Source organism: Peribacillus kribbensis DSM 17871, from assembly GCF_000430765.1.
GTDB classification, from domain to species: domain Bacteria; phylum Bacillota; class Bacilli; order Bacillales; family DSM-1321; genus Paraperibacillus; species Paraperibacillus kribbensis.
The window spans coordinates 237,995-257,031 of record NZ_KE387240.1; the positions used below are offsets into that span (position 1 = coordinate 237,995).

Here is a 19,037-nt window from a genome sequence, read left to right on the forward strand (position 1 = left end):
GGAAAAGCAGTCCGAACCTGGTGCACCTTCGGACAGGTTGAGCCCCTGAGCAGGGAAAGCAGTCGGAACCTGGTGCGCCTTCGGACAGGTTGAGCCCCAAAGCGGGGAAAGTAGTCGGGCCCGGAAGCAGCTCCGTACCGGCTTATTCCCCAAGCAGGAACAACAGTCCCGAAGTGGTATGAAGCTCCAAAGAAGTCCGCGTTTCTAATCTTGTCCGAAAAACTCTGAAATTCCTCACGGGATTTTATCGTTATTATATTCAAGGTTCAGCTTTTCTATTATTTTCTTAATCAAATTGTTTAAATTTTTAGATAAATTCGTTGATTTATCCTCTGTGCATGTTATAATTTACGGATTAATGAAACTATAATATTTTAAAGCAATAAAAAGTAAGGAAAAGAGGAGAAATTCATGAACCAGACTGCTGAAAAAAAGAGATTCCTGCAAGTAGAGGATATCCTGATTGCCCACCAGAATTTAAAAGATATCGTTGTGCATACACCGCTGCAAAGAAATGACCGGCTATCAGAGAAATACGGATGCAACGTCTATTTAAAAAGGGAAGATCTGCAGCATGTGCGTTCATTTAAACTCCGGGGTGCCTTCTACCATATGAAATCATTGTCTCGTGAGGAATTGGAAAATGGGGTAGTCTGTGCGAGCGCAGGGAATCATGCACAGGGAGTGGCTTATGCCTGCAGACAGCTTGGCGTGAAGGGGAAAATCTACATGCCGGCCACTACGCCGCGGCAAAAAGTCAATCAGGTGTCCATGTTTGGAAAAGAGGATGTGGAGATCATCCTTGGTGGAGATACATTTGATGATTCGTTTGAAAAAGCGGTTCAATGTGCAAAAGAAGAAGGAAGGACATTCATTCATCCCTTTGACGATGAGAAGGTAATGGCAGGACAGGGAACCATTGCAGTTGAAATATTGAATGATTGTGAAGAAGGAATCGATTTTATTTTTGCCGGAATTGGCGGCGGAGGACTAATGGCGGGCATCAGTACATATATGAAGAGCATTCTTCCTTCTGTCAAATGCATCGGCGTCGAGCCTGAGGGGGCTGCTTCCATGAAGGCTGCTTTTCACCACGGGCATCCGGTGACTCTTGAAAGCATCGATACCTTTGTCGATGGAGCCGCAGTCAAATGTTCTGGAGAAAAGACCTATCAGATTGCGCGCCAGAATGTAGAGGACATTGTTGCGGTTCCGGAAGGGAAGATCTGCTCTGCCATCTTAGAGCTGTATAACGAGCATGCGATTGTTGCTGAGCCGGCTGGCGCGCTTTCGATTGCCGCCCTTGATTTTTACCGGGACCAAATTAAAGGGGCAAATGTGGTATGTATCATCAGCGGGGGAAATAATGATATCGGCCGCATGCAGGAAATAAAAGAAAGATCCTTGCTGTATGAAGGCCTCCTTCATTATTTCATAGTGAATTTTCCGCAGAGGGCAGGGGCGCTGAGGGAATTTCTGGATGAGGTACTTGGTCCTAATGATGACATCACACGCTTTGAATATACAAAAAAGAACAATAAGGAGAGCGGGCCTGCCCTGGTAGGCATTGAGCTTAAAGCAAGAGAGGACTATGAGGGCCTCCTTGAAAAATTAAACAGGAAGGGTTTTCCTTATACAGAAATCAATAAAGATAGTAATCTATTCAACCTGCTGATTTAGATTGATATATCTTCCATATATCAGGTACAATGAAGGAAGCACGGACGCTGCAGGAGCTTTTCGGGTATATTACCGGGAAGTCCTGCATATGGGGTAAAAAAATAAAGCGGTTACTTAGAAGGGGATGTTATCGTGTTTTCTAATATTGGTGTACCTGGACTATTGCTGATACTGGTTCTTGCCTTGATTATATTTGGCCCTAAAAAGCTTCCTGAAATCGGGCGTGCACTGGGTGATTCTTTAAGGGAATTCAAAAAATCAACACGTGAGCTTACCAGTGATGCTGTGGATGAAATAAAGAAAGAATCAAACCTCCAAAAGTAATTTCCATTTCTTTCTTTCAGGCTCAATGCATGTGTAACAGCATTCATAGTGTATGAGTCTTGGCTTTGTTCTTAAAAGCCTCCGAGGTGTGGGATGATTGGATCATCTTACACCTTTTTGCAGTTGAGCATCCCATCCAACCAGGTGAAAGGCGTGACAGGCAAAAATGCAGGATAAAGAGCAGCATGTATTTGAACATTTAGGGGAGCTTAGAAGGCGCATTATTATGGTTGCCTTTGCCTTCCTCCTATTTTTCATTATTGGTTTTATTTATGTTAAGGATATTTATAGCTGGTTTGTGAGAGATCTTGATTTTAAATTGACGGTGCTGGGTCCAAGTGACATGATATGGATCTATATGTCGCTGGCGGGGGTGCTTGCGATCGCTGGAACCATACCGGTCCTGGCCTTTGAAATCTGGCTTTTTGTCCGTCCTGCATTAACAGAACGGGAAAGAAGGATTACACTGAACTATATTCCTGCCCTTTTCTTATTGTTCATTGCTGGACTCTGTTTTGGGTATTTTATCATTTTTCCTATGGTTTATAATTTTTTAATGGATATCACGGATAATATGGTCACCACTACCTTTACCGCAGAAAATTTTTTTAAATTTATCCTGCATATGACGGTGCCGTTTGGATTGCTTTTTGAACTGCCTGTAGTGGTCATGTTCTTAACCTCCATCGGGATCATCAACCCATATGTGCTGACTAAAATTAGAAAATATGCTTATTTTGTCCTTGTCGTTGTTGCGGTTGTTATCACTCCGCCAGAGATTACATCAGATATCCTGGTATCGATTCCGCTACTGCTGCTGTATGAAATCAGTATTTCCTTATCAAAAATTGTTTATAAGAAAAGGCAGAGAAAGATTCAGGCTGAAAATGCATTCTAAATGTAAGGCTGTTTCAAGGGGAAAATTTATCTTGCATCCTAGCATATTTTGACATGATTAGACTTGAAAAATCGTGTATAATATAGTCAAACGGTTGAAAAAGAGGATTGATATTTTGCTATTCAAAAGCCTGGAGTTCAAAAATGATATTGGACAGAAGGTAAAAATTGTGGATATCCCTGTATTGGAGGAAGATAATACCTTTCACTTTATGATTTCAGCACGTCTGAATATGTACATGAAGGCCGTTTATCACGAAAAAAAACTGAGCAGAATCTATTCCTTTCGGGAACATTTGAAAAAAGAATTGAAATGGCCCCTATATGAAAAGATTTTCCAAAAAGATCAATTGAAAAATAACGCTTAAAAAAGGATCCCATGAGGATCCTTTTTTCTTGATTCCAACGATGTTCTTAATTTGGACATATTATAGTAAAATATAAACTTACTAATGAGGAAAAGGTTTAATTCACTGCAGGCAGCAGGTATAATTATCACTGAGCTTTTTATTAACAAGGGAAGTGATAATTTGAACAAAGTTAAAATTGTTACAGATTCGACAGTGGACCTATCAAAAGAAATTATTAGAAAATATCAAATTGACGTGGTTCCTTTAACCATCTCCATTGATGGTGAGGATTTTATAGATAGAGTGGACATTACTCCTTCCCAGTTTCTCGAAAAGATGAAGCTTTCATCTGAACTTCCAAAAAGCTCGCAGCCTCCAGCTGGTACTTTTATGAAGAGGTTTGAGGAACTCGGAAAGGATGGCAGTGAGATTCTATCCATCCACTTGGCTGGTGAATTGAGCGGAACTGTGCACTCTGCTGCAAGCGCTGCCAAGATGGCGGGTCTGAATGTAAGGGTCTTTGATTCAGGATTTACCTCAAAAGCCCTTTCGTTTCAAGTCATCGAGGCGGCCGAGATGGCCAGGCAAGGGTACGGGGCTTCCGAAATTATCGAAAGGCTGCAGATAATCAAAGCCAATACTAGACTTTTGATCATGGTGGATACTCTTGAAAATCTTGTGAAGGGCGGCAGAATTGGCCGGGCAAATTTTTTGATTGGCTCTTTCCTTCACATAAAGCCGATCGCATCCTTTGAAGATGGGGCTCTTCATCCTTTGAAAAAAGCAAGAAGCCACAGCCAGGTGATAAATTTTTTAATTCATAAATTTTCTGAAGATTTCCTCAAGTTCAAGATCCGAGGTGTGGGAATTGCCCATGCCGGGTCTCTTGATCTATCTCTGAAATTAAAGGAATCAATCGTAAAGGAGACAGGCTTTGCCGAAATAACGATTGATGAGACAACTCCAATTATCAGTACCCATACAGGTCCAGGGGCAATGGCCTTAATGTATTATTTTGATTAGGAATGAAGATTCTGAGGCTGCTGTCTAAGCAGCCGCTTTTTTTTGCAAAACCTACATAAAAACTCAGTCAGGCAGCGGAGTCGGAGTCGGTTTTTTAAATCCTTTTTGATACCGTTCATCGATGATCCTTCGCACTTCTTTAATAGATTTTCCTGATTGGTAGTTTATGACAGCTGTCTTGGCGGTATCCAGACAGATTCCGCATTCTGCAGCATGTTTGTCCCAGATGATACTGCCATCCGGCTTTTCCTTGAAAATAAAACAGCTGAGGGTATCTATATGATGATCTTTCTCCCCGCACCCGCAATAGCAGGCGATATATTTCAGCAAAGCAGAATTTTTGGCGGCCATCCTATAGATTTCTCTGATATGCGGGGCGACAGTGTCAAGAAAATGAGGCAGGATTTCAGCAGACTGAGTTTGTTCCCTGACTTCCCGTGGATGCTCCTGATGATGGAAGGGACAGCTTTTATCCATGGGAGGCGACGATACTGCCGCTGCACTGGCAGAAAAGCATTGAGCAGCAGCGGCAGTAATGGCAAGTAACCATTTTCTCATTATAATCACCCTTGCGTTTTTTCTTATCTTTATCTAAAAAAAGCTTTACTATTACAAAGGAGTGACTTAGGATTTATTGAAAATTCAGTGACATTTGTTTCAACACTTGTCACTATTTGCTAGAATTGAATAGATAATGTAGGAAGGGTGGACTTCATGAAAAGAATACATATAGGAGCTGCAGCCATTTTTACGGTAATTCTATTCCTTGCAGCATGCTCCCCAAAGGAAGTGCCGAATGCCCTTAACTGGCAGGTAAAGGAGTTCAAGGCAGTTAATCAAGAAAATGAGCCGTTTACAAACAAAAATCTAAAAGGAAAGGTCTGGGTGGCAGACTTCATTTTTACGAACTGTACAACAGTTTGTCCTCCCATGACGGCCAATATGGCCAAGCTCCAAAAAGAATTAAAGAAGGAAGGTCTAAAGGATGTCGAGCTCGTTTCCTTTAGTATAGATCCGGAAATAGACAAGCCATCTATCATGAAAGAGTATGGCAGTAAATTTGAGGCTGATTATTCCAGCTGGCATTTTCTGACCGGGTATTCACAAAGCTTTATTGAAAAGTTCTCTGTGGAGAGCTTCCACACATTAGTTAAAAAGCCTGAAAATCAGGATCAGGTGATTCATGGGACAGAATTTGCCCTTGTTAATCAAAATGGGAAAGTGATTCAAATGTATAAAGGAAATACTGGATTTCCACTCAAAAAACTCATAGAAGATATAAAAATTGTACGGAATCAATAAAAGTGCAGGGTCAAATAAACGTAAAGGCAAAGGATTGAATTATTTTGTTCGCAGCATAATAAAATAATTCTAAAGGCAGGTGAGACTGTGAAAAAAACAGTAACCTATCTAATTCTTGGCATCTTGTATATAAGCTCATGGTTTATGTTTTTTCCCGGCTCAGAAATTCAAAAAAGCCCCCATCCAGCAAAGAATTCTCCTGCAGGACCCGTACCGCAAATTTTACATATCATAGCAGCAGGAGATTCTCTTACAAGAGGAGTAGGATCCACTTCGAAAGAAGGCGGCTATATCCCATATGTAAAAGAGCGTATCGAAGCAGATTCCATCCATACAGAAATTGTGAACCATGGGATAACAGGCTCTAGGTCAGACCAGCTTCTGCAGCAGATCAGCCAGCAGTCGTTCAGGCATGAATTAAGGTCAGCGGATGTTGTCATTTTGACCATCGGCGGCAATGATATCATGAAAATCTTAAAAAAAAATTTATCCAATCTCAAACTGCAGATGTTTGAAAGAGAAAGGAAAGAATATGTATTCAGGTTATCACAGATTTTATCTAAAATAAGAGCCGCCAATATTCATGCGGATATCTATGTGCTCGGAATTTATAATCCGTTTATGAAGTGGAGCGGTTCTGTCAAGGAACTGGACATGATTGTTGAAGAATGGAATGAGGCAACCAGGAGCGGTGTCAGGGAGTTTGAAAAAAGTTATTATATTCCCATTAATGATATTTTTATGAAAAACACTGGAGAAGAGCTTCTTTATCAAAATGATCATTTTCATCCCAATGATAAAGGGTATAAGTATATTGGAGAAAGAGTTTACCAGTCAATCAGGGAACATACCCTGTCAACGCCAGGCTGGTGAATAGGCTGAATGGATGGGAGGGGCCATGAAGATTAAAAATAAATGGAAGATTTTATTTTTTTCCTTATTAGGATTAAACATTCTTATTGTACTGATCCTGATGATCCTTATATATAAACCGAATGGCAATGAACGCTATATCCAGAAGCCTTCTGCTGGGGATGATGCAGGATTCACCATTCATACAAACAAAAAGGACCTGAATGTCCTTATCAACCGCTATCTGGATCAAGAAGGACTAAGAGGCGGGATAAGCTATGATGTGGAGCTGAAACAGGATGTGGAGCTATATGGGACTGTGCCGGTATTCGGCAGAGATCTTGAGCTGAAAATGACTTTCAAGCCAAAAGCCCTGAAGAATGGGGACCTTCTTCTTCAGCAAAAATCGGTATCGGTCGGAAGCATGAAGCTTCCAGTTGCCTATGTTTTAAGCATGGTAAGCAGTTATTATAAGACACCTGAATGGGTGGTCATCCAGCCTGATGAAAAATTGATTTATGTATCCCTCCAAAACATGGATTTAAAAAGCAATATTGAGGTGAAAGCAAAAAAGTTCGACCTGAAGAACGATGATATCATTTTCAGGCTCACCATCCCTCCGGATGGCAGAAAATCATAAAAGAAGGGCTGGGTGATGAGGAGTTTTATGCCTTTTGCTCCAGCCCTTTTTTTAGTTAAGGACTTAATATGATCGCTTCCAGGCCAGGTTTGCCCTCAGCGAGTCCAATAGCAATCGCAGTATAGGCTGTATTCGGATTCAGCCGCACATTCGGCAGGGAAAGTACAACTGTGTTTGTTCCGGCTGCCCTTACTTCCAGGTCGACTGTCATAGGTGTTAACTGAATATAATCCGTAATCCTTCTGAATGATACATTTGGAAAAATCACTTCACCATTTTTCACTGCGATATCTACCGCGGGTGCATCTGGAGAAAAGTGGGCAAACCTGATTTTTGTTTCCCCGTGGGGAACAAAGGGATTATCCAGGATCGGCATAAGCCGTAAGTGAGAGGCCGGACCGATGGCTGCAAGGGTGTAAAACTTTCCGCCCTCAACCGTTACTTTCCTGCTGATCAGAGTGGATACCATCGTACCTGCCGGATATATATCGATTTGATACCTGCCTTCAGGGAGCGGCAGATAGCTGCTTGCCTGTTTGTACGACACGTCCCTTAAAGCGCGTACGCCGTTAATATAAATATCAACGGCTGATGCATCAGGTGAAGCATGAATGATTCTCACCCTCGCCGGCTGTTCTCTCTGTATGGGAGTATCCGCCTGTACGGCTTTATGCAGATAGCGTAAATGCTTATTATAGTATTCAACATGCAAGCCAGGATTTAAATATTTATAATACTGGGCAAGCTGATCATACCTTTCTGCCTTCTCAAAGTAATGTTCTGCATCTCTTTTGGCCAATATAATCTCTCCTCTCATGAAAACTCCTCTAAAACCATTACATGTAATAAAAAGCTGACCGGATCCACCTATAACAGAAGGAAGCTGGAACCGCTGGCCGGAAAACAAAGGTTCCGAAAATAGGAGTACTCGCTAGATTAAGGTATGCATCCATGTGTAGGCGTGTGCCTTAAAATGGTTGCTTTTTTTCTGCACTTGTATATAATTAAAGTATGAATATTTTGATATTTTAGAAAGGCGGGATGTTTTATGGCGAACTGCACTTTGGTTCCATCACCTAATCGTTCATATGGCAGCCCATCTTACTGTTGAATTCTGGAGTTATGTCCTTATCCTGATTAACCGTATCCATGGGCTGCAAAGGCCCATGGATTTTTATTTGGATATCAGGAGGAATTAACATGAACAACCATATACTAAAAAGCCTTCACGAAAGTGCAAAAAATGAACTGCTGGATGTCTACAGTTCATATAAACCAGGAAGAATAGTAGCGCAATATAATCATGTATACCGGATTGCCTGTCAAGAAGGTGTTATTCTTTGTGAGATGTCTGGCAAATTAAAATTTAATTGTTTGAGTGAGGAGGACTATCCTGCAGTAGGGGACTGGACGGCTATAAGCATCCGGCCCGAGAATGACAGGGGAACCATTCATGGAGTTCTTCCAAGAAAAAGTAAATTCTCCAGGCTGAGTGCAGGGACAGAGCCCAATCAGCAGCTGATTGCAGTAAACATCGACTATATATTCATCGTGCTTTCGCTGAATCAGGATTTTAATATTAGGCGGATTGAACGATATCTCATTTCTGTTTGGGAAAGCGGGGCAACTCCCGTAATCATACTGAATAAATCGGATTTGTGCGGCGACCTGCCACACAGGCTTGAGCAATTAAATTCTGCCTGTATGGGGGTTCCGGTCATCATAACCAGCGCCCTACAGAGCAGCGGGTATATGCAGGTGTTCGATTACCTTAAAGAAGGCATGACAGGAGTATTTGCCGGCTCCTCCGGTGTAGGAAAATCCACGTTAATTAATTTACTCCTGGGGGATCAGATACAGGAGGTCAGCGATATCCGCGCCGACGACGGAAAAGGCAAACATACGACCACGCACCGCGAGCTTTTTGCCTTAAAGAATGGGGCGTATATCATTGATATACCTGGAATGAGGGAATTTGGACTATGGGAGTCTGATAAGGGATTCAGCGAAAGCTTCAGGGATATCGAAGATCTGTCACATAGCTGCTTTTATAATGATTGTGCACACAAGCATGAACCGGACTGTGCCGTTCTTGAAGCGATCCGGAATGGCAGCCTAGAGAAGGAAAGACTGGCAAATTATCATAAGCTGCAGAGGGAGCAGGAATATTTGACCCGGAAGAATCATAAAGCCAAGAAAGCACAGGAAAAAAACAAGCATAAAAAGATTGCAAAAGAGGCGAAAAGCTTTAAAAAGTAACAAAAGGAAAAGGCGGCCCAGCTGCCTTTTTCCAGTTCCTGAGCAGAAACATTTACGAAGCAAAAAAAAGGCTTTAAAATTCTATCCAAGGGGAAAATACTACATAACACAGAAGCAAGGATATTCATTGCTTAAGCCAGACTATAAATGGGGATTTATATCCTTCCAGTATAATAGAAGAAAGCAAGGTGAAACACGATGGAAAAAGCAACATTTGCGGGCGGATGCTTCTGGTGCATGGTCCACCCTTTTGATGAACAGCCTGGAATTCACTCCGTCATTTCCGGTTATACCGGCGGGCATACAAAGAATCCTACCTATGAACAGGTTTGTTCGGATACAACAGGGCATTATGAAGCCGTGCAGATTGAATTTGATCCAGAGGTTTATTCTTATCAAAAACTGCTCGATATCTTCTGGATGCAGATCGACCCAACCGACCCGGGAGGCCAGTTTCATGATAGAGGCTATTCCTACAAGACGGCTATTTTTTATCACAGTCCTGAACAAAAGAAGCTGGCTGAGGAATCCAAGGAAAGATTGGCAGCTTCCGGGCGATTTAAGAAACCAATTGTAACGGAAATACTGGAAGCTAAAGAGTTTTATCCAGCTGAAACCTATCATCAGGATTATTATAAAAAACAACCACTGCATTACAATCAATACCGGATTGGGTCAGGACGGGCAGCTTTTATTGAAAACAATTGGGGGAATCAGCGATGAACAAGAACCAGGAAGATTTGAAAAAAAAGTTAAGTCCCATGCAGTATCATGTGACACAAAACAGCGGCACAGAACCGCCATTCCAGAATGAATATTGGAATCATCGGGAAGAGGGGCTGTATGTAGACATTGTATCCGGAGAACCTTTATTTTCCTCAAAGGACAAGTTTGATTCCGCCTGCGGATGGCCGAGTTTTACCAAACCTGTTAAAGATGAAGAAGTGAAGGAACTAGAAGATCACAGTTATGGAATGCATCGGATTGAAGTGAGAAGCAAGAGTGCAGATTCTCATCTTGGCCATGTCTTTAATGACGGACCTGGACCATCCGGTTTGAGATACTGCATAAACTCGGCAGCTATAAAATTTATCCCGGTAAAGGACCTTGAAAAAGAAGGATATGGCTCGTATCTAAGTTATTTTGATAAAGGTCAATAATTGATCCATCCACTTATACTAAAAATCATCAGATAGCCTTGGGAAAGAACGAATCATTAAGTCATTGGAGTTGGTATGTGTGTTTAAGAAGCTTTTTGGGAAAAAGGAAGAAACCAATAAAGAGGAGACTTTTGCATCTCCCACTACGGGGAAAATCGTTTCCCTGGAACAGGTTCCAGATCCAGTATTCTCAGAAAAAATGATGGGTGACGGAATTGCCATCGAACCTGCGGAAGGAGTAGTAGCAGCCCCTGTGGATGCAGAAATTCTTCAGGTTTTCCCTACAAAGCATGCGGTGGGCCTGAAAACAGCCTCTGGTGCCGAGCTTCTTATCCATATTGGACTGGAGACTGTTTCAATGAACGGAGAAGGCTTTGAGTCCTTTATTAAGGCGGGAGACAAAGTGAAAAAAGGACAAAAGCTGATTACGTTTGATTTGAATTTAATTAAAGAAAAAGCAAAGAGTACAGTAACACCTATCATTGTAACAAATGGCGAACTCTTTGGGGAATTGGCAAAAACCTCTGAACACCAGGCTGTTCAGGGCGAAACGGTCCTTTTTACTTTAAAGAGCAAATAGTGAAATATAAAGGCGTTCGGGATGCATCAGTCCGGACGCTTTTTCTATTTAAAGCAGACAGTCTGACTGGCCGATCTGCATCAAACATTGCCTGCCCTTTAAGCTAAAAAAACTTCATACAACCGATGTCATCGTTGTATGAAGTCCAACCGCTGTTTCATTCATTTTTGGATCGCAGTATTTCCGCCTTCCGTACCGTAAAGAAGTGATTTTATGCGGATAACAGAGGAGTGTCCTGTGTTATGCCAGCTTTTTGTACCGGCAGACTGAAATCGGATCGTGTGTTCCTTCGAATCCAGGCTGTTGGATATAAATAACTGCCTTTCTTTTGGGAACGGCCACCATGTGCTTATTTCTGTCACCCATTTTCCGTCCACAAAGACATTCATTTTACCGCCGTCGGGGGAACGGAGAAGATTGACCCCTGCAACAGGGCCTTTGAATCGAAAATCGATCCAGTCATTTTTATGAATGGAAGTTAAGTATCCGTTTTGCTCTCTAAAGCCTTTGCGAGCGTAAAACTCCTGTTTTTCCTTTACATGTAAGGCTGTCTCAGTGTTTATCGGATCTGCCAGTTCGGAAATAGATTTAGCGTCCTGTTTATTTTTTATAATTTGTTTGTATAAAGCATCGGCATATAATGTATATCCCTGGTTATTAGGATGGACCCCATCTCTTGTTAATTCGCTGTCGGCGAGACCGGTATCTCTAAATACGGGCCTCATGTCAACGTTTGAGGCATGATAATGAGACGAAATCTTTCGGATTTGCTCTGCGAATTTTGGGAACCTCAAGCTGCTTTCCGTGATCGTGATCACTTCTGCAGAGGGATACCGGGCTTTAATCTGCCTTAAAAGTGATTCATATAGAGGGCTGAAATCAGAATCATCCATATATTTGCGATCATTTTCACCAAAAACAATAAAGGCAAGATCTATATTATTTTGGACTGGAGCATGCTGCAATTTATAAATTCCTTCAAATGATGTCGCCCCGCTTTGCACAAGATATTCCCCATGCATTCTGACACCGTTTTTTTTCAGCATCAAAGCTTCCAGCTGGCTGAACCATCTGTCCCTCCATGCCGAAGCACCTGAGCCGCGCCCAATGCTGTCTCCAACCACCAAATAATGAAGGTCCTCTTTTTTTGCAATCTTTTCATAAAGAGAAAGGTTTTTTTCATTTCCGTAGGAGGGTTTTAAAAAGGCGAAGCTGAGAGACAGGAAGGAAAGAGTTAGGGTGATAATTAAAATCAATTGTAAGGGTCTAATTTTCAATGATGTTCCTCCACATATAAAATGGTCCATGATGCAAGCGTCTTTTATATAAACCTTATACTATACCTTTTGTCATCAAGTTAAAAGGTAAATTTAAACGAAATTTAACAAAAATGAAATGGGAATATTATCCGTTGGAAATAGAATCTTTCTCTTAGAAAATTGCTTCAACTGGGCGTATGCACATACAGTCTCAGAACTCCCTACATATTGTAACAATGTAAATAGAAATTAGATTGAAGAAGGAGCTGAATGGAATGTATTGGGGTTGCGGATACGGATATGGCGGTTACGGTTATGGCGGCGGCGGATATGCCGGAGGCTTTGCATTAATTGTAGTACTATTCATTCTATTGATTATCATAGGAGCTTCTTTCGCTGGAGCCTATTAATATCGACCGAATAAACTAAGGCTGCCTATTCACGGCAGCCTTTGGCATGCTGTGAAATTCATTTCAGCAGGCCTACATATAAAGCGCATTCTGCTTGCTGCCTGCAAATGCTAAAAAGCAAGAATAGACATTAGCCTAAATGCAAGGGGGAAGCAGGAGGAGTGAATTTTAACCTGCATAAGCCTAAAAGGAACTGGAAGGACATAGAGCTCTGGAAGGATGTCACAGATGAACAGTGGAACAATTGGGTCTGGCAGTTGACCAATACCGTCAGGACCCTGGGTGATTTACAAAAGGTCGTAAATTTGACAAGTGATGAGGCTGAAGGTGTCATGATTTCCACTAAAACCATCCCTCTAAATATTACTCCCTATTATGCATCATTAATGGATCCCGATGATCCCAGATGTCCCATCCGCATGCAGTCTGTACCCGTTTCGAAAGAAATCTTTAAAACGAAATACGATATGGAGGATCCGCTGCATGAGGATGAGGACTCACCTGTTCCAGAATCAATGACAGCGTCCCCATCATGAAGAAGCTGATGCATGATCTCGTGAAGATCAGAGTGCGGCCCTATTATATATATCAGTGTGACCTATCGGAAGGAATCAGCCATTTCAGGGCCCCTGTCTCTAAAGGGATCGAGATCATTGAAGGCCTCCGCGGGCATACAAGCGGTTATCCGGTACCGACCTTTGTAGTCGATGCCCCGGGCGGTGGCGGGAAGATATCGCTGCAGCCGAACTATATAGTGTCTCAAAGTCCAAAGAAGACGGTTCTCAGAAACTTTGAAGGCGTGATTACCTTCTATCCAGAACCGGAGTCTCATTCCGGAAGGCCTTGATCGAAACCGGCGGAGAAAAACCTACGAAAGCAATCCCGAACATACCACACTAAAAGATAAAAGGGAGAAAAGGGACCAGCTGAAGGAAAAGAAATTTTTGGCCCAGCAAAAAAATGTGACAGAAGAAAAAGGGAAATCATAAGATTTAAAGGAAATTCCCCTGAATAACTGGAGCGGACATTCCCTGCTAGACGTCTCAATATGGTTGGTTTATAGTAATAATACATTTAATCAGCAAGGGGAATGTGTATGAAATCTTTTTACCATTACTTAATGAGATACAGACAGCCTAAAGACCTGGATGAAATCACCTCTTTTGCGAATGCGGCATACAAGGATCATGGCTTTCCAAAGCAATCAGCGGACTACCACGAAATAAGCACTTATCTTGAAATGAATGTCCAATATCTAAACAATATGGCCATCTTTGACCAGGCCTGGGATCTTTATCTTCAGGACGAAAGCTGATCAAGGGCCAATGATCTCTTTAATCAAAGAGGAGTACGAAGATGCCATCAAAGGGTCCCATATTCGGATTCTTCCTTATAACAGACACAAGGATTGACGTATGAACGGGCATACGTCTTTTTCTTATGCATCGAGAGCCATTGACATCATTTATATGATGAACCTTCTGTGATTTACAGTAGCTTGGTCGATCAAAGCTGCAAATTTTTTCATCTGCTATCAAGAGGGTCCACGCGCAGATAGGATAATCTCCCGAGCTGTAAAATTCCGCCTATTGACTCGAAAAACTTGAAAGTGAGAGATTTCGCTTGGTATAGCCCCAAGACTTCTCCCTTATATCCCCGAAATAAACTCCATTCTGCATCTAACCGGAAACTTTCCGTTTTTTTGCTGCTCGCCATCCAAATCTCTTTTGGAATGCTGAAAAAAAGACCTATAACCAGCTTCAAATACCTGCATATAATACTGTAATACATCACAATGATCTGTCTCCCGAGAGGATGGCTCAATCAATGGCTAAAGATAAAAAACCTAAATTTAAGATTGGCGACACCGTTGTAATCAATATTTACGGAACTGTTGGCAAAATAACAGATTTAAAACTGATGGATGGTGCGTATGTCTACGAGGTTAACCATAGTGAAGGTCTGTACCTGGAATCCTCTCTTGAACATATCACGTCCTATCAGGGGGAAATTGTTACAGAATCCGAACAGATTGATATCGTTTATAAATATTTTTTTGGGGATTTAGTGCAAGTGGAGGGATATGGTACAGATTTGTTTAAGGTGATCGGCTTTAGGACAGAAATATGGAGATACAAGGAAAATGCGTGGGAGGATGTCATTTACGAGCTTTCAAAAGTTACGGATGGTGAATGGCTGGAGGCCCATGAAGATGAATTGAATCTGATTGCAGATTATGAAACAGCAGATACCTATATTCAAAAATTTGGATTTTTATATCCGATTTCTAACAAGATGAAAAAAGTTGAACTGACCAAAAAGGCAGTTCCCAAGAAGACAGAAAAGGAATGGCTCGATTGGAAAAAGGAGAAGGTTCTTTTGATTGACGGGCTTCTGGATCTTTATAACGACTACCGGTCCCTATATGATGCTTTTCAGGATGAAGAATATAAACTGGTCATGCAGCTTGTCCTAAAGAAAATACAGGCAGTTGCCGATGAATTATATAAGAAAGCATAGAGGACGGGAATCCTTTAAGCTTGTTTAAATTTTTGGAATAAAATAGGTTTCCTGTCATACATCTTAAACAAGGGGGGCGGTTCAAATGCGTGAAATTGAAGTGTTTATCGATACGGAAGAGATCGCAGAGTTCTTTTTTCAGGAGCTGGTGAAAAGAGGATTTGTTCCTTCTCAAGAAGAGCTTGAGGAACTGGCTGATATCACATTTGAATACCTTATTGAAAAATCGATAATTGATGAAGAGATAGAATGAAACGCCCTTTATGTGAAAAGGCATACTCCTGGCTGATGCTGGATCTTTCGTACAGTAGTGCTGGAATAAAATGATATGGAAAAACTAACGGCGGGATTCCGTCGTTTCTTTATGCCTGGATGAATGGAAGATGATTGAATTGAAAATATGTGAAACCTAGTAAAGAATGATTCGTATTAGAGGTATAAGGAGGAATTCTTTTGATAAAAAAGTTGTTGAAACACTTATTAGGCGGCAGGAAAAGTCATCACCATTTTTCATCGAGCGATAAGTGGAAGCATAAGCATTCCTACAAAAAAGAGAGCAGCTACGGTTATAAGCATTATAAAAGTAAAAAACACTCCAGTTCTCACAGCTTCTTCAGCAGCTAATTCAGTGCAGCCAATTCATAGATCCAAGCTGCTTCTGTCTTTTCTTCCTGAACGCATGTGGGAAAAAAAGTTCATTGAAGGTCTTAGGAGGAATTATTCTCTCTCCGTTCAATCCATTTTAGGAACAGGGAGTTTTGGCAGGGCTTACCTCGTGCAGAATGAAAGGACCAAGAAACTTCTGGTAGTGAAAAGGCTGAGAAAACGGAAGTGGAGATCAAGGGAAGCCTGGGATGCGTTTGCCGCAGAGCAAAGGATTCTTCAATCGATCAATCATCCTTCTTTTCCGCATTTTGTGATAAAGGGAGAAGCTGCAGGACTGCCCTTTATTGGAATGGAACAAAAGAGAGGGACTTCATTAGAAGACTTATTGTTTGAGGAGAACAGAAAATTTTCTGAAGAAGAAGCTTTTCTCATCACCTGCAAGGTTCTAAGGCTGGCTGAAGCCCTGCATAAACAAGGGTTTGTACATAGGGATATCAGGATTCCCAACGTATTGCTGGATGAGACAGAAATCAACCTGCTTGATTTTGGGCTTGGTACTGAAATTTCTCCTGATCCGGAAACTGGAGATGCCCATCCCAAACTATTTAAAAATCATTTAAGTGATTTATATGGAATCGGGCATCTTCTTTTATTTTTATTATATTCAGGATTTGAAGCATCGAAATCGGCTGGGCGGGGATGGGAATCGGAGCTTTCCATTGAGCCAGACTCTAAGAAAATTATTAAGAGGCTGCTGCTTGGCGCTCCTCCATTTCCTTCAGCGGCGGATGCAGCAGTCTGTGTAGAGAAGCACTGTGTTTTTTTAAGGGGGAAGCGTTATGGCCATATTCAATAAAATATTGGCAAGTGTAGGAATTGGAAGCGCAAAGGTGGATACAAGACTGTCTGCTGAGCACTTCCAGCCTGGCGGGAAAGTGGACGGAATCATTGAAACCAGGGGAGGATCCGTACAGCAAAAAGTAGAAGAAATTTATCTTACTCTAAACACCAGTTATAACAAGGAGATTGATGATAAAACATACACACACAAGGCGGTTTTGTATCAAAAGGAATTGAACGAGCCTTTTATTGTTGAACCTGGTGAAATAAAAAACATCAACTTTTCATTCATTCTTCCCTATGAAACTCCATTGACCTATGGCCGTACAAAAGTGTGGGTATCGACTCAGCTGGATATAAGGAATGCAGCCGATCCATCAGATGAAGATTATATTGATGTGATCCCGGGGGAATTGGTCCACTCGTGCCTCCTTTCCTTGACCGAGCTTGGTTTTAGGCTTCATAAAGCAGATTGTGAGGCGGTTAAAAATCACCGTCATCAGGCTCCTTTTTTACAGGAATTTGAATTTATTCCGACAAAAGGTCCTTTTTATAGGGCTCTTGATGAAGTGGAACTATGTTTTGTTTCCGTAAATGAGGATCATGCGACCGTTATTATGGAAATCGACCGGAAAGCCAGGGGTCTCTCGGGTCTGTTTGCAGAAGCTATGGATATGGATGAAACAAAGCTTCATATGGTCATCACAAGAAACGATATAGCCAGTATGACACAAAAAATGGAGCAGATGATCCGCAGGCATATATAGTAGAAAGAAAAAGCTTGAAGCGGCTGGATGCCCGCTTCAAGCTTTTATTTATTTGCCGATATTCTATACTCCACAAGACGACAAAACTAGCTATTTTTCGAGGAAGGAATTTAGCAGGCATCTATGTAAATTATTAAGTAAATAAATGGACAAAGGGGCTGGAAAGAATGAGATGGCTGCAATTAGTCAGTAGACGAAAACAGTATGACGTAACCATTTTTCAGACGCCATTTTCAGGAGAAAACAAGGGGTATCAGCAGGTTTACCAACTCGGGCTGAGCGGGGCTACGCATAAGGAAGTGCTGGATAAGGTTTTTTCCATGTTTAATGTGCTCGACAGTCTGCCGAAAGATTTTAAAGCACGCTATATATTTACAGGAGATATTTTATTAATAGATGACGGCCTGCGTGGGAAATATTATTATAAGCTGCAATCTGGAGGCTGGGCAAAAATCCAGAACATACAAGTCAGTTGACTGTGCCGCCTGAGAGCGGTTTTTTTATTGCCTTCTTTTCTAGGTGACTTTCCTGGAACAATTGCATGATTTAAACATGTGTGTAAACAGCCTTTTTGTTTTTGTCATGGTGTTTGTATGGGATTGGAATATCTGTACATATTATATCAAGCGGAACGGAAATCAGCCTGCTGCGTTTAAAACGGAAATTTTGGAAAAAATTAAGTAAACGTTTTCGACTTGGGGCTGAATTATGCTATAATATATCAGACGTCAGACCTTTAAGTACAGGAGGAAAAATTACATGAGCATACATATTGGAGCTAAAGAAAATGAAATAGCGGAAACGGTATTGCTGCCTGGCGATCCGCTTCGTGCGAAATATATTGCTGAAACCTTTTTAGAAAATCCGAAATTATATAATGAAGTAAGAAATATGTTCGGATACACAGGAACCTACAAAGGAAAAAGGATTTCCGTACAGGGAACTGGAATGGGCGTCCCGTCCATCTCTATTTACATTACAGAGCTGATGCAGAGCTATAATGTCCAGAATCTGATCAGGGTTGGAACCTGCGGTGCAATTCAGCAGGATGTGAATGTGCGCGATGTCATTCTGGCCATGAGCGCATCTACAGATTCAACTATTGGAAGAAGCATTTTCGGAGGAAGCATCGATTATGCACCAACTGCTGATTTCAATCTGCTTAAAAATGCCTATGATCTTGGAGTGGAAAAAGGCCTGGCTATTAAAGCAGGAAATGTGTTCACCGCTGATCTCTTTTATTCAGAGAATCCTCAGCTTGAAAAATTTGCGAAGTTTAATATCCTTGCAATTGAAATGGAGTCTGCTGCGCTGTATACACTGGCGGCCAAGTTCGGAAGAAAAGCGCTGTCGGTGCTGACGGTCAGCGACCATATCATCACTGGTGAAGAAACGACAGCAGAAGAACGTCAGACGACTTTCAATGACATGATTGAAATAGCATTGGAAGCAGCTATAAAGTAATAGAAATCAGAGTAATAGAAATCCCTGCCTTCTGGCAGGGTATTTCTTTGTACAGGATATTTTTTATGGTTTGACGGAGTTAGAATCATTTTTAGTGTTTCCAT

23 protein-coding genes and 2 pseudogenes are annotated in these 19,037 nt (G+C 41.5%); 22 read left to right on the plus strand and 3 right to left on the minus strand.

Going from position 1 to position 19,037, the window contains the following annotated elements; all coding sequences use genetic code 11:
• The first annotated feature begins 411 nt into the window (after positions 1 to 411).
• The 5 genes from ilvA (at position 412) to H539_RS0119465 (ending at position 4,274) form a co-directional block, all read left to right on the plus strand.
• Positions 412 to 1,680 (plus strand): threonine ammonia-lyase IlvA, encoded by a 1,269-nt coding sequence (ilvA, locus tag H539_RS0119445; protein WP_026694908.1) that lies wholly within the window; start codon positions 412 to 414, stop codon positions 1,678 to 1,680.
• A gap of 132 nt (positions 1,681 to 1,812) precedes the next feature.
• Positions 1,813 to 2,004, plus strand: coding sequence for a twin-arginine translocase TatA/TatE family subunit (locus tag H539_RS0119450; protein ID WP_026694909.1), 192 nt, complete (start codon positions 1,813 to 1,815; stop codon positions 2,002 to 2,004).
• 166 nt (positions 2,005 to 2,170) lie between these two features.
• Entirely contained in the window at positions 2,171 to 2,902 is a 732-nt protein-coding gene (gene tatC, locus H539_RS0119455; protein ID WP_026694910.1) for a twin-arginine translocase subunit TatC, read from the plus strand.
• A gap of 115 nt (positions 2,903 to 3,017) precedes the next feature.
• Positions 3,018 to 3,269: a DUF2535 family protein gene (locus tag H539_RS0119460; RefSeq protein WP_026694911.1), complete on the plus strand. Its 252-nt coding sequence runs from the start codon at positions 3,018 to 3,020 to the stop codon at positions 3,267 to 3,269.
• A 162-nt stretch (positions 3,270 to 3,431) separates the two neighbouring features.
• Positions 3,432 to 4,274, plus strand: coding sequence for a DegV family protein (locus H539_RS0119465; RefSeq protein ID WP_026694912.1), 843 nt, complete (start codon positions 3,432 to 3,434; stop codon positions 4,272 to 4,274).
• Between the two features lie 63 nt (positions 4,275 to 4,337).
• Here H539_RS0119465 and H539_RS29095 read toward each other — a convergent pair whose 3' ends face one another.
• The gene (locus tag H539_RS29095; RefSeq protein ID WP_051348681.1) at positions 4,338 to 4,832 is read right to left on the minus strand and encodes a PCYCGC motif-containing (lipo)protein; all 495 of its coding nucleotides are present in this window, start codon (positions 4,830 to 4,832) and stop codon (positions 4,338 to 4,340) included.
• A 156-nt stretch (positions 4,833 to 4,988) separates the two neighbouring features.
• On the opposite strand from H539_RS29095, the gene H539_RS0119475 reads away from it, so the two are divergent.
• From H539_RS0119475 to H539_RS0119485, 3 genes are all read left to right on the plus strand, one after another.
• On the plus strand, positions 4,989 to 5,576 hold the full coding sequence (locus H539_RS0119475) for an SCO family protein (RefSeq protein WP_026694913.1): 588 nt from the start codon (positions 4,989 to 4,991) through the stop codon (positions 5,574 to 5,576).
• 87 nt (positions 5,577 to 5,663) lie between these two features.
• Positions 5,664 to 6,449 carry a GDSL-type esterase/lipase family protein gene (locus tag H539_RS29100; RefSeq protein WP_051348682.1) on the plus strand — a complete coding sequence of 262 codons (786 nt, stop codon included), beginning with the start codon at positions 5,664 to 5,666 and terminating at the stop codon, positions 6,447 to 6,449.
• A 25-nt stretch (positions 6,450 to 6,474) separates the two neighbouring features.
• Positions 6,475 to 7,068 carry a YpmS family protein gene (locus tag H539_RS0119485; RefSeq protein WP_026694914.1) on the plus strand — a complete coding sequence of 198 codons (594 nt, stop codon included), beginning with the start codon at positions 6,475 to 6,477 and terminating at the stop codon, positions 7,066 to 7,068.
• Between the two features lie 55 nt (positions 7,069 to 7,123).
• Here the strand turns inward: H539_RS0119485 and H539_RS0119490 are convergent, their stop codons facing one another.
• Entirely contained in the window at positions 7,124 to 7,867 is a 744-nt protein-coding gene (locus H539_RS0119490) for a DUF4397 domain-containing protein (RefSeq protein ID WP_245602221.1), read from the minus strand.
• 401 nt (positions 7,868 to 8,268) lie between these two features.
• Between H539_RS0119490 and rsgA the strand changes: the two genes are divergently transcribed.
• The 4 genes from rsgA (at position 8,269) to H539_RS0119510 (ending at position 11,067) form a co-directional block, all read left to right on the plus strand.
• Complete coding sequence (gene rsgA / locus H539_RS0119495) at positions 8,269 to 9,327, plus strand: ribosome small subunit-dependent GTPase A (protein ID WP_035323364.1); 1,059 nt, start codon at positions 8,269 to 8,271, stop codon at positions 9,325 to 9,327.
• A 198-nt stretch (positions 9,328 to 9,525) separates the two neighbouring features.
• Positions 9,526 to 10,050, plus strand: a complete 525-nt coding sequence (gene msrA / locus H539_RS0119500) for a peptide-methionine (S)-S-oxide reductase MsrA (RefSeq protein ID WP_026694917.1) — start codon at positions 9,526 to 9,528, stop codon at positions 10,048 to 10,050.
• On the plus strand, positions 10,047 to 10,487 hold the full coding sequence (gene msrB, locus H539_RS0119505; RefSeq protein ID WP_026694918.1) for a peptide-methionine (R)-S-oxide reductase MsrB: 441 nt from the start codon (positions 10,047 to 10,049) through the stop codon (positions 10,485 to 10,487). The genes msrA and msrB overlap by 4 nt, the downstream gene beginning before the upstream one ends.
• A gap of 79 nt (positions 10,488 to 10,566) precedes the next feature.
• Entirely contained in the window at positions 10,567 to 11,067 is a 501-nt protein-coding gene (locus H539_RS0119510; RefSeq protein ID WP_026694919.1) for a PTS sugar transporter subunit IIA, read from the plus strand.
• 161 nt (positions 11,068 to 11,228) lie between these two features.
• On the opposite strand, the gene H539_RS29105 is transcribed toward H539_RS0119510, so the two are convergent.
• Positions 11,229 to 12,344, minus strand: a complete 1,116-nt coding sequence (locus H539_RS29105) for an SGNH/GDSL hydrolase family protein (RefSeq protein ID WP_051348683.1) — start codon at positions 12,342 to 12,344, stop codon at positions 11,229 to 11,231.
• 302 nt (positions 12,345 to 12,646) lie between these two features.
• Here H539_RS29105 and H539_RS30995 point away from each other — a divergent pair.
• The 10 genes and pseudogenes from H539_RS30995 to deoD form a co-directional block, all read left to right on the plus strand.
• A pseudogene (locus H539_RS30995) lies at positions 12,647 to 12,736 on the plus strand (YjcZ family sporulation protein); the annotation flags it as partial.
• 161 nt (positions 12,737 to 12,897) lie between these two features.
• Positions 12,898 to 13,725 (plus strand): annotated as a pseudogene (locus tag H539_RS29110) (hypothetical protein).
• A 107-nt stretch (positions 13,726 to 13,832) separates the two neighbouring features.
• A complete protein-coding gene (locus H539_RS0119535) occupies positions 13,833 to 14,051 on the plus strand; it encodes a YozE family protein (protein WP_026694922.1) in 219 nt (72 codons plus the stop codon).
• Positions 14,052 to 14,563: 512 nt separating this feature from the next.
• Positions 14,564 to 15,256 carry a hypothetical protein gene (locus H539_RS0119545; protein WP_035323368.1) on the plus strand — a complete coding sequence of 231 codons (693 nt, stop codon included), beginning with the start codon at positions 14,564 to 14,566 and terminating at the stop codon, positions 15,254 to 15,256.
• 85 nt (positions 15,257 to 15,341) lie between these two features.
• Positions 15,342 to 15,509 (plus strand): YozD family protein, encoded by a 168-nt coding sequence (locus H539_RS31000; RefSeq protein ID WP_081415957.1) that lies wholly within the window; start codon positions 15,342 to 15,344, stop codon positions 15,507 to 15,509.
• 200 nt (positions 15,510 to 15,709) lie between these two features.
• A complete protein-coding gene (locus H539_RS32455; RefSeq protein ID WP_169816039.1) occupies positions 15,710 to 15,880 on the plus strand; it encodes a hypothetical protein in 171 nt (56 codons plus the stop codon).
• 4 nt (positions 15,881 to 15,884) lie between these two features.
• Positions 15,885 to 16,718, plus strand: coding sequence for a serine/threonine protein kinase (locus H539_RS0119560; protein ID WP_026694925.1), 834 nt, complete (start codon positions 15,885 to 15,887; stop codon positions 16,716 to 16,718).
• Entirely contained in the window at positions 16,702 to 17,469 is a 768-nt protein-coding gene (locus H539_RS0119565; RefSeq protein ID WP_026694926.1) for a sporulation protein, read from the plus strand. Before H539_RS0119560 ends, H539_RS0119565 begins: the two co-directional genes overlap by 17 nt.
• Positions 17,470 to 17,636: 167 nt before the next feature.
• Entirely contained in the window at positions 17,637 to 17,945 is a 309-nt protein-coding gene (locus H539_RS0119570; RefSeq protein WP_026694927.1) for a hypothetical protein, read from the plus strand.
• A 283-nt stretch (positions 17,946 to 18,228) separates the two neighbouring features.
• On the plus strand, positions 18,229 to 18,933 hold the full coding sequence (deoD, locus tag H539_RS0119580) for a purine-nucleoside phosphorylase (RefSeq protein WP_026694928.1): 705 nt from the start codon (positions 18,229 to 18,231) through the stop codon (positions 18,931 to 18,933).
• Positions 18,934 to 19,037 lie beyond the last annotated feature (104 nt).